14 protein-coding genes and 1 tRNA gene are annotated in these 14,259 nt (G+C 68.3%); 8 read left to right on the top strand and 7 right to left on the bottom strand.

Annotated elements, in window-relative coordinates:
* Window positions 1-16: 16 nt before the first annotated feature.
* Both ACW173_RS22005 and amaB read right to left on the bottom strand, forming a co-directional pair.
* Window positions 17-91 (bottom strand) — tRNA-Thr (locus ACW173_RS22005).
* A 710-nt stretch (window positions 92-801) separates the two neighbouring features.
* The gene (amaB, locus tag ACW173_RS22000; RefSeq protein ID WP_492082153.1) at window positions 802-2,319 is read right to left on the bottom strand and encodes an L-piperidine-6-carboxylate dehydrogenase; all 1,518 of its coding nucleotides are present in this window, start codon (window positions 2,317-2,319) and stop codon (window positions 802-804) included.
* 111 nt (window positions 2,320-2,430) lie between these two features.
* Here amaB and folD point away from each other — a divergent pair, with 111 nt between their 5' ends.
* Genes folD through ACW173_RS21985 form a run of 3 tightly spaced genes read left to right on the top strand, consistent with a single transcriptional unit; the run spans window position 2,431 to window position 5,121 of the window.
* The gene (gene folD, locus ACW173_RS21995; RefSeq protein ID WP_492082152.1) at window positions 2,431-3,324 is read left to right on the top strand and encodes a bifunctional methylenetetrahydrofolate dehydrogenase/methenyltetrahydrofolate cyclohydrolase FolD; all 894 of its coding nucleotides are present in this window, start codon (window positions 2,431-2,433) and stop codon (window positions 3,322-3,324) included.
* A 20-nt stretch (window positions 3,325-3,344) separates the two neighbouring features.
* A complete protein-coding gene (locus tag ACW173_RS21990; RefSeq protein ID WP_492082151.1) occupies window positions 3,345-3,701 on the top strand; it encodes a c-type cytochrome in 357 nt (118 codons plus the stop codon).
* 13 nt (window positions 3,702-3,714) lie between these two features.
* The gene (locus ACW173_RS21985) at window positions 3,715-5,121 is read left to right on the top strand and encodes a D-arabinono-1,4-lactone oxidase (RefSeq protein WP_492082150.1); all 1,407 of its coding nucleotides are present in this window, start codon (window positions 3,715-3,717) and stop codon (window positions 5,119-5,121) included.
* 67 nt (window positions 5,122-5,188) lie between these two features.
* Here ACW173_RS21985 and ACW173_RS21980 read toward each other — a convergent pair whose 3' ends face one another.
* The 3 genes from ACW173_RS21980 to ACW173_RS21970 form a co-directional block, all read right to left on the bottom strand.
* The gene (locus ACW173_RS21980; protein ID WP_492082149.1) at window positions 5,189-5,674 is read right to left on the bottom strand and encodes an Hpt domain-containing protein; all 486 of its coding nucleotides are present in this window, start codon (window positions 5,672-5,674) and stop codon (window positions 5,189-5,191) included.
* Window positions 5,675-5,792: 118 nt separating this feature from the next.
* Window positions 5,793-6,575, bottom strand: a complete 783-nt coding sequence (locus ACW173_RS21975) for an NAD kinase (RefSeq protein ID WP_492082148.1) — start codon at window positions 6,573-6,575, stop codon at window positions 5,793-5,795.
* 43 nt (window positions 6,576-6,618) lie between these two features.
* On the bottom strand, window positions 6,619-7,704 hold the full coding sequence (locus tag ACW173_RS21970) for a DUF2336 domain-containing protein (protein WP_492082147.1): 1,086 nt from the start codon (window positions 7,702-7,704) through the stop codon (window positions 6,619-6,621).
* Window positions 7,705-7,866: 162 nt separating this feature from the next.
* On the opposite strand from ACW173_RS21970, the gene glpK reads away from it, so the two are divergent.
* From glpK to ACW173_RS21950, 4 genes are all read left to right on the top strand, one after another.
* Entirely contained in the window at window positions 7,867-9,369 is a 1,503-nt protein-coding gene (gene glpK / locus ACW173_RS21965; protein WP_492082146.1) for a glycerol kinase GlpK, read from the top strand.
* Between the two features lie 71 nt (window positions 9,370-9,440).
* Complete coding sequence (locus ACW173_RS21960) at window positions 9,441-10,475, top strand: SMP-30/gluconolactonase/LRE family protein (protein WP_492082145.1); 1,035 nt, start codon at window positions 9,441-9,443, stop codon at window positions 10,473-10,475.
* A gap of 12 nt (window positions 10,476-10,487) precedes the next feature.
* The gene (locus ACW173_RS21955) at window positions 10,488-11,579 is read left to right on the top strand and encodes a Gfo/Idh/MocA family protein (RefSeq protein ID WP_492082144.1); all 1,092 of its coding nucleotides are present in this window, start codon (window positions 10,488-10,490) and stop codon (window positions 11,577-11,579) included.
* Window positions 11,465-12,427 (top strand): alpha/beta hydrolase, encoded by a 963-nt coding sequence (locus tag ACW173_RS21950; RefSeq protein ID WP_492082143.1) that lies wholly within the window; start codon window positions 11,465-11,467, stop codon window positions 12,425-12,427. The genes ACW173_RS21955 and ACW173_RS21950 overlap by 115 nt, the downstream gene beginning before the upstream one ends.
* On the opposite strand, the gene ACW173_RS21945 is transcribed toward ACW173_RS21950, so the two are convergent.
* Window positions 12,409-13,083 carry a uracil-DNA glycosylase gene (locus ACW173_RS21945; protein ID WP_492082142.1) on the bottom strand — a complete coding sequence of 225 codons (675 nt, stop codon included), beginning with the start codon at window positions 13,081-13,083 and terminating at the stop codon, window positions 12,409-12,411. The two genes, ACW173_RS21950 and ACW173_RS21945, sit on opposite strands and share 19 nt — an antisense overlap.
* Window position 13,084: 1 nt before the next feature.
* Window positions 13,085-13,681, bottom strand: coding sequence for a LabA-like NYN domain-containing protein (locus ACW173_RS21940; RefSeq protein WP_492082141.1), 597 nt, complete (start codon window positions 13,679-13,681; stop codon window positions 13,085-13,087).
* A 48-nt stretch (window positions 13,682-13,729) separates the two neighbouring features.
* Between ACW173_RS21940 and folK the strand changes: the two genes are divergently transcribed.
* Window positions 13,730-14,218: a 2-amino-4-hydroxy-6-hydroxymethyldihydropteridine diphosphokinase gene (gene folK, locus ACW173_RS21935; RefSeq protein ID WP_492082140.1), complete on the top strand. Its 489-nt coding sequence runs from the start codon at window positions 13,730-13,732 to the stop codon at window positions 14,216-14,218.
* Window positions 14,219-14,259: the final 41 nt, after the last annotated feature.

The raw sequence follows: 14,259 nt of genomic DNA, 5'->3' as shown, positions 1-14,259 counted from the left end.
GGGACCTGGAAGAGAATGGTGCCGGCGGAGAGGATCGAACTCCCGACCTTCGGTTTACAAAACCGCTGCACTACCGCTGTGCTACGCCGGCATTGGGCCTGAAGACCCGAGGTCAGGGCTTATGCCGTTTGCTGGCGCGGGGGGCAATACCCGTCGGGATGTGAGTGCTTCTCCTTGTCCCCTCGCGGGAGAAGGTGGCCCGCGGGGCCGGATGAGGGTTTGATAGGCCTGTCGGATTAGCGTTGTGGCGTGGGCGGTTAGGCTTGCGCGGCCCCTCATCCGACCGCCTTCGGCGGCCACCTTTTCCCGCGAGGGGAGAAGGGTGAGGCACGAGCATTCACCGCCCTCCGTCCCCGGCCTTAAAACCCGCCGTACAGTCTACTCACCTCGTCGCGAGGAAAGGGCGCATGGCCAGCGACCGTTGCGGCGACGGGGGGCGATCGAGCGGGCGCGCTCGTCGGCGCGGAACTCAAGGCGACTTGGGTCCGCGACCACGCCATCCCCGAGGTAGTCGACCGTGGAACACAGAAACGACGGTGGATGCGGGCCGAGGAGAGCGACAGGGGAGTCGAAAGGCTCCTGACCGGGACCAGGCTTCGCGGCCAGGCCCGCCCGTCGGAGGCTTCAAGGGCGGCAAGGCGCGAACAGCGTCGGGACGTCACGCTTCCGGAAAATGATCGCGCGGAGCGTCTGGCTTCGTCGAAACGGTATTCAAGTGTCAAACTCCGGACGCTGTCCGGCGCTCCGCGTCCCTTTCCATGACTTCAGCGGCTGGCCGTGTGAAGGGGCGGAGCCGTGCCGTCACAGATCAAACCGCACCCCCTGGGCCAGCGGCAGCGCCTCCGAATAGTTCACCGTCGCGGTCTGGCGCCGCATGTACTGCTTCCAGCTGTCCGAACCGCTCTCACGACCGCCGCCGGTTTCCTTTTCCCCGCCGAACGCGCCGCCGATCTCGGCGCCGGAGGGGCCGATGTTGACGTTGGCGATGCCGCAGTCGCTGCCGGCGGCCGACAGGAAGGCTTCGGCCTCGCGGACGTCATTGGTCATGATGCAGGAGGAGAGGCCTTGCGGGACGTCGTTCTGGATCGCCACCGCCTCGTCGAAGTCGCTGTACGGCACGACGTGCAGCAACGGCGCGAAGGTCTCGCGCTGCATACAGGGCGCCGGGGCGGCGAGGCGGGCCAGGGCCGGGCGGACGTAGAAGGCGTCCGGGTGCTGGTCGATCAGCAGGCGCTCGCCGCCGCTGACCGTCCCGCCCTCGGCGCGGACTTGGTTCATGGCCTCGACGAAGGCGTCATAGGCGGATTTGTCGATCAGCGGACCGAGCAGGGTCGTGATCTCGCGCGGATCGCCGACCGGCAGGCGCTGGAAGGCCGCATCCACCGCGTCGGCGACCTTGTCGACCAGGCTCTCGTGGACGATCAGCCGGCGCAGGGACGTGCAACGCTGACCCGCCGTGCCGGCCGCCGAGAAGACGATGGCGCGCAGGGCCAGCGACAAGTCGGCCGAGGGCGTGACGATCATGGCGTTGTTGCCGCCCAGCTCCAGGATCGAGCGGCCGAAGCGCGCGGCGACCAGGGGCGCGACGGCCCGGCCCATGCGGGTCGAGCCGGTGGCGCTGACCAGGGCGATACGGGGATCGCGGGCCAGGCGCTCGCCGGCGTCGCGGCCGCCCTGGATCACGGCGCACAGGCCGTCCGGGGCGTCCTCGAAACGATCCAGGGCGCGCTGGAGGATGGCGTGGGTCGCGAGCGCCGTCAGCGGTGTCTTCTCGGACGGCTTCCAGATCACCGGATCGCCGCAGACCAGGGCCAGGCAGGCGTTCCAGGCCCAGACCGCGACCGGGAAATTGAAGGCGCTGATCACCGCCACCGGGCCCAGGGGATGCCAGGTTTCGCGCATGGCGTGGCCGGGACGCTCCGACGCGATGGTCAGGCCGTGCAGCTGGCGCGACAGGCCGATGGCGAAGTCGCAGATGTCGATCATCTCCTGGACCTCGCCGGCCGCCTCGGATGTGATCTTGCCGGCTTCCAGGGTGACGAGGGCGGCGAGGTCGGCCTTGGCGGCGCGCAGTTCCTCACCGAACAGCCGGACCAGCTCGCCTCGGCGCGGGGCTGGAACCGTGCGCCAGGTTTCGAAGGCGTGGCGGGCTTCGAAAACCTTGGCGCCGATCTCGCGGGCGTCGTCGAAGGTCACATGGGTCAAAACCTGGCCGTCGATCGGACCGCGGACCGGCTGGCCGGCGTCGGCGGGCAGGGCGGGGACGCCGAGCTTGCTCAGCAGGTCGCGGGCGTGGGCGGCGGGAGAAGGCTGGCTCATGGCCCGAGCACACGCCGGCGCCGGGGCAGGGTCAAGCCCCTCCTAAGACGGTGGGCGGCGTTGCGAGTCTCGCCTCCAGGGGTTAGGGACGGGCCAAGCAGGAGATCGACCATGGCCCAGGGCAAACTCATCGACGGCAAGGCCCTCGCGGCCGATCTGCGGGCCAAGGTCGCCAACGAGGTCGCCGCCCTGAAGGCCGAACACGGGATCACCCCCGGCCTGGCCGTCGTCCTGGTCGGCGAGGATCCCGCCAGCCAGGTCTATGTCCGCAACAAGGGTCAGCAGACGGAAGAGGCGGGGATGTATTCCGAGACCCACCGCCTGCCGGCCGAAACGACCCAGGACGAGCTGCTGGCCGTGGTCGCCAAGCTGAACGCCGACCCCAAGATTCACGGCGTGCTGGTGCAGTTCCCGGTGCCGGCGCACATCAGCCAGATGGACGTCGTGGCGGCCCTGTCGCCGGACAAGGACGTCGACGGCCTGACCGTGACCAACGCCGGCCGCCTGGCCAGCGGCCTGCCGGCCCTGGCGCCCTGCACGCCGACGGGCTGCATGATGCTGATCAAGGACGTGATCGGCGACCTGAAGGGCAAGAACGCCGTGGTCATCGGCCGCTCGAACCTGATGGGCAAGCCGATGGCCCAGATGCTGCTGGCCGCCGACTGCACCGTGACCATCGCCCACTCACGCAGCCAGGACCTGCCGGGGATCGTGCGCCAGGCCGACATCGTCGTGGCCGCCGTCGGCCGGGCCGAGATGGTCAAGGCCGACTGGATCAAGCCGGGCGCGGTGGTCATCGACGTCGGCATCACCCGCTTCCCGGCCCGCGATCCGGAAGCCGCCGCGGCCGGCAAGACCCGGCTTGTCGGCGACGTCGCCTTCGACGAGGTTAGGGAAATCGCCGGCGCCATCACGCCGGTTCCGGGGGGAGTCGGGCCGATGACCATCGCATGCCTGCTGGCCAATACGGTGACGGCGGCCAAACGCCTGGCGGGGATCGCCTGATGCCCTCCTTGGGTGGAAGAATGGGGGCGTTCGTCTTCGTCGCGTCCGCCCTTTTTCTTACCGCCTGCGGATCGAAGACTCCGCCGCCGCCCACGCCCGAACAGGCGGCGGCGCTGCGTCCGGCTGACGCCAAGCTGGCCGGCCTGTACGAAACCTCGTGCCACGCCTGCCACGCCACGCCGGGCACGGGCGCGCCGCTGGTCCACGACCACGCCGCCTGGGACCCACGCTGGAAGCAGGGAGAGGCCGTGCTGCTGGACCACACCATCCAGGGCTTCAACGCCATGCCGGCCACCGGCCAGTGCGTGGCTTGCACGCCGGACGATTTCCGGGGTCTGATACGATTCATGGCGGGGCGCGAAGACTCCAAAGGCTAGAACGGGAGGCGGCATGATCTCGAGGCGCGGAGCCCTGATCGCGGGCGGAACCGGAGCGGTGGCGGTCGCCGGAGGTGGCGTCGCGGCCTACAAGGTCGCCACCGGAGACAAGCCCGAACCGCCGTCGCCGCCCTCGGTCAACTCCGAGGGCAAGCTGCTCTGGCGCAACTGGTCGGGCGTGCAGCACGCCTATCCCGCCGCTCGCCTGGCCCCCAAGGATGAGGGCGAGCTGGCCACGGCCCTGAAGGTCGCCCAGGGACCGATCCGGCCCGTCGGCGCCGGCCACTCCTTCACGGCCTTGGCGCCGACCACCGGGACCCTGGTCTCGCTGGACGCCATGGCCGGCCTCGTCGGCTGGGAAGGCGACGAAGCCATCGTCCGCACCGGCACACGGCTGGGCGCCCTGGGCCCGCTGCTGGCCGAGAAGGGGCGGGCGCTGCCGAACCTGCCCGACATCAACAAGCAGTCACTGGGCGGGGCGCTGGGCACCGCCACCCACGGCACGGGTCAGAAGATCCAGGCCATGCATGGCGACGTCACGGGCCTGCGGCTGGTCACGGCCTCGGGCAAGGTCATTGACGCCGACGCGGCCACGAACCCGGAGATCTTCCAGGCGGCCCGTGTCTCGCTAGGGGCGCTGGGGGTGATCAGCCAGGTGCGGATGCGCACCAGCGCCAACCGCCGCCTGCGCCGCCGCGTCTGGCTGGAGCCGTTCGACGAAGCCCTGGCCAATGCCGAGTCCCGCTGGGCCCAGCATCGCAATTTCGAGTTCTACGCGGTGCCGTTCACGGGTCTGGCCGCCAATATCAGCCACGACGAGACCGACGATCCGGCCGAGGCGCGGGGGCCCGATCAGGACACCGAGTTCCTCCAGGCGTTGCGGGGGCTGCGCAACCTGCTGGGCTTCGCCACGCCGCTGCGCAGGGCCGCCGCCAAGGCGCTGCTGTCGACCGCCAAGCCCGAGACCGCCGTCGACGAGGGCTGGAAGCTGCTGTCGACCGAGCGGCCGGTGCGTTTCAACGAGATGGAGTTCCACCTGCCGGTGGAGAACCAGCTGAAGGCCTTGCGGGAGGTCGTGGCGACCATCGAGAAGGAGCGTCCCGACGTGTTCTTCCCGATCGAGGTGCGCCGGATCGCGGCGGATGACGCCTGGCTGTCGCCATTCCAAGGCGGGGTGCGCGGCTCGGTGGCGGTGCACGCCTACTACCGCGACGACTTCAGCTTCCTGTACGAGCTGATCGAGCCGATCTTCCGCCGTCACGACGGCCGGCCGCACTGGGGAAAGCTGCACACGCTGAAAGGCCAGCAGCTGGAGGCGATCTACCCCCGCTGGAAGGATTTCCTGGCCGTGCGGCGGGAACTGGATCCGGAGGGCCGGATGCTCAATCCGTATTTGAAGGGGCTGTTCGGCCTGACCTAGAGGATCTTTGGTTTGGCGAGCCTGCTTGTCCGGTTCGAACATTCCGTCCGAACCGGGTAGGCCGCCCTCAGGCCGCGGCGCCCAGATACTCGGTGACGCGAGCTTCCAGTTCGGTGACCAGGGCCTTGCCCACGGGATGGGTGTCGACCTTGATGTCGTCGCGGACGCAGGCCTTGATCGCGTCGATGTGGGCGTCGACCAGGAACATCGGCGCCGACAGGCGGGTGTCCGGATCGTCGATCAGCTTGCACAGCGAGGCGGCCAGGCGGGTGATCAGCGGGAACTCGTAGGTCGCGCCGAGACCCTTCAGATCGTGGGCGCGAAGATACAGGGTCTCGACCGTCTGGGCGTTGAGGCCCTCGGTGCGAACCGCTTGGCGAGCGGCTTCCAGCTTGACGATCTCGTCGTTCAGCCACTGCGCGAAATTGCCCGACAGGCTTTTCAGCGCGGCCTCGGCCTTGGCGATGGCGGCCATGTCGATGCCGCCACGCCCGCCCACCTTGAGCTTGAGCATATTCGGCACCTGAATGACTTCAGCGGTCTTGTTCGTCACGGAGCGCCTCCCCAGTGGCGGATAGTTGGAGAACGCTAGCATAGCAGGCGTTAACATTAGATGAGACCGTTGTTTCCCGCGACCCAACGTCTCAGGGCCCCAAAACGAGGTCTTCGGATCAGGCGGAGAACTGCTCGGCCAGAACTCTCTCCTCCAGGCTGCGACCGGCGTCGAAAAGCATGGAGAGCGAGGTCCCGCGATCCTCCGAGATGTGGACCTCGATCACGTCGCGGACCTCGAAATTGTCGGCCACGGCGCTGACCGGGCGCTTGTCGGCCTCGAGGATCTCGAAGGTGACGCGGGCCGATTGCGGCAGCAGGGCTCCCCGCCAGCGGCGGGGACGGAAGGCGGAGATGGGCGTCAGGGCCAGCACCTGGCCGTCGATCGGAATGATCGGGCCGTGCGCCGAGAGATTGTAGGCCGTCGAGCCGGCCGGGGTGGCCAGCAAAGCGCCGTCACAGACCAGTTCGCCCATCCGCACCTTGCCGTCGATCGAGATGCGCAGCTTGGCGGTCTGGCGGGTCTGGCGCAGCAGCGAGACCTCGTTGATCGCCAGGGCCCGGTGCTGGGTCCGGCGTGAATCGATGGCGACCATGGCCAGCGGATGGATGACGGCGCGCTCGGCGGCGTTGATCCGCTCCAAGAGGTCGTCCTCCGAGTACTCGTTCATCAGGAAGCCGACCGAGCCGCGGTTCATGCCGTAGATCGGGGTCTGGGTGGCGATCGCCTCGTGCAGGGTCTCCAGCATGAAACCGTCGCCACCCAGGGCCACGATGACCTGGGCGTTCTCGTCGCCGACGTCGCCATAGCGGGCGGCCAAGCGCTCACGGGCTTCGATAGCCTCGGGCCGGTCGCTGGCCTTGAACGCCAGGCGAGTCACGAAGGGTTGCGCTTGGTACATGGGGCCAAGTGGCGGGAAGGCCCCACACTTGTCAAACGTGGGATCAGACCTGGCCGACGGCCTGACGGAAGGCCATGCCGGCGATGTCCGGCGTGAACGGCCCAAAGGCGCTGGCGGCGCGACGCACGCCTTCGTCGCCGCCGCCCGGACGGCCGCCGTTCAGCTGACGGACGTGCTCCAGGATGGTCGGGAATACGCTGCGGTCGATGCCGATCGCCGAGCAGGCCAGGGCCAGCAGCTCGGGGCGGCCGCTGTCGATCGCGCGGCGGATCTGGGCGGGCTCGAACTTGCCCAGACGCGCCAGGGCCATGACGAACAGCTGCAGCCGGCCTTCACGGAGCACGCGCAGCAGATAGCCGGGCCGGAGCTGTCCGGCGGAGTCGAGCTTCTCGATCAGCGAGCGCTCCATCTCCTCGCGGTCTTCATCCTGCTCGATGGGGCCAACATCGTCGTCGCTTTCGCCGCGATGGGCGGCGCGCAGGGCGTCGGTGACCGCCAGTTGCATCTTGGCTGAATCGAGGTGGAAGCGGGTCGCCAGCGCATCGCGCAAGGCGCGGCCGACCAGCAGGTAGAGCTGCTCGGCTAGGTCGCTGGAAAGCTTGGGATGCTGGGCCAGGGGCGAACGCAGGGCGACGACTTCGCGCGAGCGGCCCACCAGACGGCTCATGGCGTCGGGCGAGATCTCGGCGGTCTCGTTGGAGGCCAGGGCGGTCAGCACGGCCGGCTCGTCGCGGCTGATGATCGCCTCGACCACGGCGCCCGGCAGGCGCGGACGGCGGGCGATCTCGATCTGGTGCTCCAGCGTGGCCTGGACCAGCAGCCGGATCAGATCGTGGTCCTGCAGCACCGGGCTGCGGGCGATGATCGGTCGGGCGATCTCGATCTCGTCGAGAGCCATGATGTTGATCAAGGCGGACGGCGCCCAGTCGGCGTCGGCCAGGCGTTCGGACAACCGGCGACGGATGTCGCGTTCGGCCTCGACCACCAGGGTCATGAAAATGGAGTTCAGCAGGGCCTGGATGTCGGGGTGGGTTGGCTCGCCGCTGGCCTGGCCGGCCTCGCACAGGTCGATGATTCCGGTGAGCAGGCGTTCACGATCGCCTGCCTCGCGACTGCGAGCCAGCTTCATGAGCGAAGCGATCTGGACGGCTTGGATGGCCCGCCTCCTTCGAATCCGGAAGACCCGAGAAGGATGACCTTGCAGGCCTCAAATGAAAACATGCTTAAACAGGGCAACAGCGCCGACGCGTCGTATCGCGTCGAGATGTCGCAAGCTTGAGTGGAGGAGCGTATGGTGTCCAATACGGACGAGGATCTGATCCTGGCCCTCGACCAGGGCACGACCAGCACCCGCGCCATCCTGTTCGACCGCGCCGGCCAGCCGCTGGCCGAGGCCTCGCGGCCGCTGCGCCAGAGCTATCCGCATGACGGCTGGGTCGAGCACGACGCCGAGGAGATCTACGCCGCTTGCGTGGCGGTGCTGCGCGAAGCTTCCGAGAAGTCCGGCCGCGCCGACCGCATCGCCGCCATCGGCATCACCAACCAGCGTGAAACGGTGGTGATTTGGGACCGGAAGACCGGCCGCCCGATCCATCCGGCCGTCGTCTGGCAGGATCGCCGCACCGCCGAGGTCTGCGCCAAGCTTAAGGGCGAGGGTCACGAGCCGCGCGTCACCGAGGTTACCGGCCTGCTGCTGGATCCGTACTTTTCCGGCACCAAGATCGCCTGGATCCTGGACAAGGTCCCCGGCGCGCGGGCTCGGGCCGAGGCCGGCGAGCTGCTGTGCGGCACCATGGACTGCTGGGTGATCTGGCGGCTGACCGACGGGGCGGTGCACGCCACCGACGCCACCAACGCCTCGCGGACCCTGCTGTTCGACATCGCCGTCCAGGACTGGTCCGCCGAGATGCTGGACCTGTTCAACGTGCCGGCGGCCTTGCTGCCCAAGGTGCTGGACTGTGTCGACGACTACGGCGCGACGGGAACCGAGGTGCTGGGCCGGCCCGTGCCGATCCGGGGCGTGGCCGGCGACCAGCAGGCGGCGCTGATGGGGCAGGGTTGTGTGGCGCCCGGCCAGATGAAGGCCACCTACGGCACCGGCTGCTTCATGCTGATCAACACCGGCGAGGAGCGACCGATCTCGCGCTCGCGGCTGCTGACCACGGTGGCGGCGCGGGTGGGCGGCAAGACGACCTACGCCCTGGAGGGCTCGATCTTCGTGGCCGGCGCGGCGATCCAGTGGCTGGGCGAAGGGCTGGGCGTCACCGGCGGCCCTCGGGCGGCCGAGGCCTTGGCGCGAGCGGCGAAGGTCGACCACGGCGTCGTCGTGGTGCCGGCCTTTACTGGCCTGGGCGCGCCCTGGTGGGACGCCAATGCCCGTGGCGGCATCTTCGGTCTGACCCGCGACGCCGGCCTGCCCGAGATCGCGGCGGCCACCTTCGACAGCTGCGCCTTGCAGAGCCGGGACCTGATCGAGGCCATGCGAGCCGACGCGCCTTTGGCGTTCGGCGAGGCGGCGCAGCTGCGTATCGACGGCGGCATGTCCAAGAGCGCCTGGTTCTCGCAGCGCTTGGCGGACCTGACCGGCATCCCGGTGCGCCGGGCCAACTACCAGGAGATGACGGCGCTGGGCGCGGCCCTGTTCGCCGGGGTCGGGGCAGGGCTTTACGCGTCGGTCGAGCAAGCGGCTGAGGTCAGTCCCGCCGCTGAAACCCTGACGCCCTCGATCCGGGAACACGAGCGCGAAGCGGCCTATGCCCGCTGGCTGGACGCGGTGCCTCGTATACGACTTTAGTCGTACACCCGATTGCGGCGACAACGCTGTCTCCGCATAAAGGTCAGACCAATCAAGAAGCGGAACTCGACATGACAACCCGCCGCGCCGTGCTGGGCGCTGGAGCCGCCCTGTTGGCCTCGAGCCAGGCCTTCGCCGCGATGCCGGCCTATCCGAAGATCGGCCGCATCCGTCGCCTGTCGCCGGAGCTGGACGCCATCATCGACGCCAGCGCGCCGATCGAACAGATCGCTGACGGCATTACCTGGGCCGAGGGGCCGACCTGGGTCTGGGAAGGCAAGTACCTGCTGTTCTCGGACGTGCCCGGCAACGTCATGCACCGCTGGGACGCCAAGAGCGGCAAGACCGATTTCCTGCGGCCCTCGGGCTATGACGGTCCGCCGACCAAGATCTTCCGCGAGGCCGGCACCAACGGCGCGATCATCAGCCTGGCCGGCGAGCTGCTGGCCGCCGACTGCGGCAATCGCGGCATCGCCAAGATCGACCTGGCGACCAAGCGGAAGACGATCTTGGCCGGGACCTACAAGGGCAAGAAGTTCAACAGCCCCAACGACCTGGTCGAGGTGCGCGACGGGCCGTTGAAGGGCTCGCTCTATTTCACCGATCCACCCTATGGCTTGGAAGGCGGCGACGCCTCGCCGGCCAAGGAGCTGTCGTTCAACGGCGTCTACCTGCTGCGGCCGAACGGCGAAGTGGCGCTGGTCGACGACAAGCTGTCGTTCCCCAACGGTGTCGGCCTGTCGCCGGACGGCAAGCGCCTGTACGTCGCGATCTCGGACCCGAAGCGCCCGGTGATCATGGCCTACGACCTGGGCGCCGACGGCCTGCCGACCTCGTCCAAGGTGTTCTTAGACGCCTCCGACCTGCTGAAGGCCGGCGGTCCGGGGCTGCCGGACGGCATGAAGGTCGACGTCAAGGGGCGGCTGTTCGCCAGCGGCCCGGGCGGGATCCTGATCCTGACGCCGGAGGCCGAGCTGCTGGGCGTGATCGAGACGGGCGGGCCCGCCGCCAACTGCACGTTCGGCGAGGACGGCAAGACGCTGTTCGTGACCTCCAACCACGTCGTGGCGCGGGTGCGCACCAAGACGTCCGGCCTGGCCTGGTAAGGGAAAAACATCATGGACGAGATCAGCAAGAGGTCATTCCTGGCGGCTGGTCTCGCCGCCGCTTTGCCCCTGGGCGCCAGAGCCGCCGAGCCCGGCCGCAAGCTGGGTTACGCGATCCTGGGCCTGGGCTACTACGCCACCAGGATCATCATGCCGCGCTTCGCCGAGTGCGAGCACTCGCGTCTCGTCGCCCTGGTCAGCGGCACGCCTGAGAAGCTGAAGACGTTCGGCGAGCAGTACGGCATCCCGGAAAGCCACCGCTACAGCTACGAGACGTTCGACAGGATCATCGACAATCCGGACGTCGACATCGTCTACATCATCACGCCCAACAGCCTGCACCGCACCTTCACCGAGCGGGCGGCCAAGGCCGGCAAGCACGTGATGTGCGAGAAGCCGATGGCCACGACGGCGGCCGACTGCGAGGCGATGATCGCCGCCTGCAAGAAGGCCGGCCGCAAGCTGATGATCGGCTATCGCAGCCGCTTCCAGGCCCACAACATCGAGGCCATCAAGCTGATCCGCGACGGCGCGCTGGGGCCGGTGCGCACCGTCGTGGCCGACCATGGCTTCACGATCGGCGATCCCACGCAGTGGCGGCTGAACAAGGCCTTGTCCGGCGGAGGCAGCCTGATGGACATCGGCATCTACAGCCTGAACGCCGCCCGCTACCTGACAGGCGAGGAGCCCGTCGCCGTCAACGCCATCGAATCCACGGACCGCAGCGACGTCCGCTTCAAGGAGGTCGAGGACGTCATCAGCTTCCAGCTCAAGTTCCCCTCGGGCGCGACGGCCAACTGCTATTCGGCCTACAGCGCCAACTTCAATCGCTATCGGGTCACGGGGCCGAAGGGCTTCGTCGATTGCGAGCCGGCCACCAGCTACGAGGGCCAGTCGATGCGCGCCCGGTTCAGCGGCCAGAACGGGCCGCGCGAGCCGGCGCCGCAGCCGAAGAACCAGTTCTCGGCCCAACTGGACCATATGTCGGAGTGCATCCTCACGGGCCGCGAGCCGATCGTGTCGGGCGAGGAAGGGCTGAAGGACCTGCGGGTGATCGAGGCCATCTACCGCGCCGCTCGCGAAGGCCGGACGGTGAAGCTGTGAGGGCGCTGGTCCTGGCGGCGGCCTTGCTCGCACCGGGCCTTGCCCAGGCCCAGCAGCAGATCCCGCTGTGGCCCAAGGGCGCGCCGGGCTTCGAGAGCCGCAAGGACATCCCCGAGCAGGCCGGCGACTACTGGCTCAGGAGCATCAACAACCCCTCGGTCACGGTCTATCTGCCACCCAAGGACATCGCCACCGGCGCGGCCCTGGTCGTGCTGCCAGGCGGTGGTCACAAGATCCTGGTGATCCGCTCGGAAGGCACGGACGTCGCCAAGGTGATGAACCCGGCCGGCGTGGCGGTCTTTATCGTCAAGTACCGCCTCTGCCGCGAGGAAGGCTCGCCCTACACGATCGAGCACGCCCGCCAGGATGCCGTGCGGGGTGTCCGGTGGGTTCGCGGCCATGCCGCCGAGTACGGGATCGACCCCAAGCGGATCGGCCTGATGGGCTTCTCGGCTGGTGGCGAGACGGCCAACCTCGAGATCTACCAGGGCGCGTTGGCCAGTGACCCGAAGGTCGACGCCATCGACCAGGTCAGCGCCCGGCCGGATTTTCAGGTGCTGGTCTATCCGGGGCCGCTGGGCGTGCCCGACAAAATCCCGGCCGACACGCCGCCGGCCTTCCTGGTCGCCGCCAATGACGACGAGTGCTGCTCGGCGCCGCTGGTCGACCTGCTGTCCAAGTTCCGCGCCGCCAAGACGCCGGTGGAGCTGCACCTGTTCCAGGCCGGCGGCCACGCCTTCAACATGGGCCTGCGCAAGGAGCAGGCCTCGTTCAAGCATTGGCCGAACCTGCTGGTCGACTGGCTGGCTGACAACGGTTGGACGAACCCTCAGGCTTCGTCCAAGTAGGCCTTCACCCGCTCGAACAGCGCCTCGAACATCGGCGTCGTCAGGCGGCCGGTGTTCGTGTTGAGCCGCGAGCAGTGATAGCTGTTGAAGATCCGGTAGGGGCCGGCCTGGAACTCCGAGCCATGGCCGGGGATGCCCGCCGAGGCCTTCAGGCCAAGGGCTTTCAGCACATTGCGCCGCGACACGTCACCAAGGGTGACGATGGCCTTCAGGTTCGGGAACATTTCCAGCCGCGCGGTGAGGAACGGACGGCAGTTGTTCTCTTCCGACGTCTCGGGCTTGTTGCCCGGCGGGGCGCAGCGGACGGCGTTGGTCACGGCGGCGCCGACCAGCGTCAGGCTATCATCGGGCCGCGCCTCGAACTTGCCGGTGGCGAAGCCGTACTTGATCAGGGTGTCGTAGAGCAGGGTCCCGGCATAGTCGCCGGTGAACGGCCGGCCCGTGCGGTTGGCGCCCTTGCGACCGGGAGCCAGGCCCGCGACCAGCAGGCGCGCGTCCTTGTCGCCGAACGAGGGGGCAGGGCCGTTGAACCAGTCGGGATAGAGCGCCTGGTTCTCGCGGCGATAGGCCACCAGGCGCGGGCACAGCGGGCAATCGCGTGGCGGCTCGGCGGGGTTGGGGACCACTTCGCCGACGATGTTGGAATATTGGCTCATCTCAATACTCGTCGTCGGCTTCGCGTTCGGCCGGGGTGCGGCTGTCGCTCATCTGGCGCGGCTGGACCCGTTGCGGGCGGCCGATGATGTTCCCGAGGTCGGCGAGATCGACGAAGTTGTCGGCCTGACGGCGCAGGTCGTCGCTGGTCATTGGCGGCTGGCTTTTCATGGTCGAGACCACGGTGACGCGGCGGCCCTTGCGTTGGACCGCCTCGACCACGGCGCGGAAATCGCCGTCGCCGGAGAAAAGCACCAGATGGTCGGCGGTCTCGGCGATCTGCAGCATGTCGACGGCGATCTCGATGTCCATGTCGCCGCGCCAACGCTTGCGGCCCTGGCTGTCGGTGAACTCGCGCGCCGGCTTGGTCACCAGGGTGAAGCCGTTGTAGTCCAGCCAGTCGACCAGCGGCCGGATCGGCGAATAATCGTCGTTCTCGGCGATCGCGGTATAGTAGTAGGCTCGGATCAGGACGCCGCGCTTTTTGAACTCGTCCAGCAGCTTGCGGTAGTCGATGTCGAAGCCCAGCGCCTTGGCGGCGGAGTACAGATTGGCTCCGTCGATGAACAGGGCCAGCCGGTCGGTTGGATAGAAGGTCACGATAATCCCTTGAAAAATCAGGTCTCTAGAAATGACTTGGATGAGGCCGTGATCGTGGCGCTCGGGTGCAATCTGCCGGGAGCCTATACGAGTCGCGAGGCCTTGTTGGAAGCTGCTCTGGCGGCCCTGCCGAGCGAGGGGCTGGAGCTGGTCGCGCGCTCGACCTGGTGGGCCTCTGCGGCCTGGCCGGACCCGGCAGGGCCCGAATATCGCAATGGCGTGGCGATCGTTCGCACCGTCTTGGATCCGCATGGGACCCTCGACGCCTTGCATCGGATCGAAGAGGCGTTCGGGCGGGCGAGGGGAGAGGCCAACGCGGCCCGCACCCTGGACCTCGACTTGGTGGCGCACGGCCGCACGGTGCTGGAAGACGACGTCTGGGTCCCCCATCCCCGCGCCCACGAGCGCCTGTTCGTGATGGGGCCGTTGGCCGAACTGGCCTCGGCCTGGATCCACCCGGTCAGCGGCGAGCCGGCCTTCCGCTTGGCCGCGATGGCGACCGTGGGGCGCGACGCGCGCTCCATTGCCAAAGTTTAATCCCCGATCGGACCAAGCGGCGCCCATAGTCCCGCCAAATT

This window comes from Caulobacter sp. ALps2 (genome assembly GCF_058681635.1).
This window is presented reverse-complemented; position numbering and strand designations above follow the sequence as displayed.

Bases quoted from the DNA above. Each gene is read 5' to 3' on its own strand.
- folD (WP_492082152.1), top strand. From the start codon at position 2,431: ATGGCCCAGGGCAAACTCATCGACGGCAAGGCCCTCGCGGCCGATCTG.
- ACW173_RS21990 (WP_492082151.1), top strand. From the start codon at position 3,345: ATGGGGGCGTTCGTCTTCGTCGCGTCCGCCCTTTTTCTTACCGCCTGC.
- ACW173_RS21985 (WP_492082150.1), top strand. From the start codon at position 3,715: ATGATCTCGAGGCGCGGAGCCCTGATCGCGGGCGGAACCGGAGCGGTG.
- amaB (WP_492082153.1), bottom strand. From the start codon at position 2,319: ATGAGCCAGCCTTCTCCCGCCGCCCACGCCCGCGACCTGCTGAGCAAG.
- ACW173_RS21975 (WP_492082148.1), bottom strand. From the start codon at position 6,575: ATGTACCAAGCGCAACCCTTCGTGACTCGCCTGGCGTTCAAGGCCAGC.
- glpK (WP_492082146.1), top strand. From the start codon at position 7,867: ATGGTGTCCAATACGGACGAGGATCTGATCCTGGCCCTCGACCAGGGC.
- ACW173_RS21955 (WP_492082144.1), top strand. From the start codon at position 10,488: ATGGACGAGATCAGCAAGAGGTCATTCCTGGCGGCTGGTCTCGCCGCC.
- ACW173_RS21960 (WP_492082145.1), top strand. From the start codon at position 9,441: ATGACAACCCGCCGCGCCGTGCTGGGCGCTGGAGCCGCCCTGTTGGCC.
- ACW173_RS21945 (WP_492082142.1), bottom strand. From the start codon at position 13,083: ATGAGCCAATATTCCAACATCGTCGGCGAAGTGGTCCCCAACCCCGCC.
- ACW173_RS21970 (WP_492082147.1), bottom strand. From the start codon at position 7,704: ATGAAGCTGGCTCGCAGTCGCGAGGCAGGCGATCGTGAACGCCTGCTC.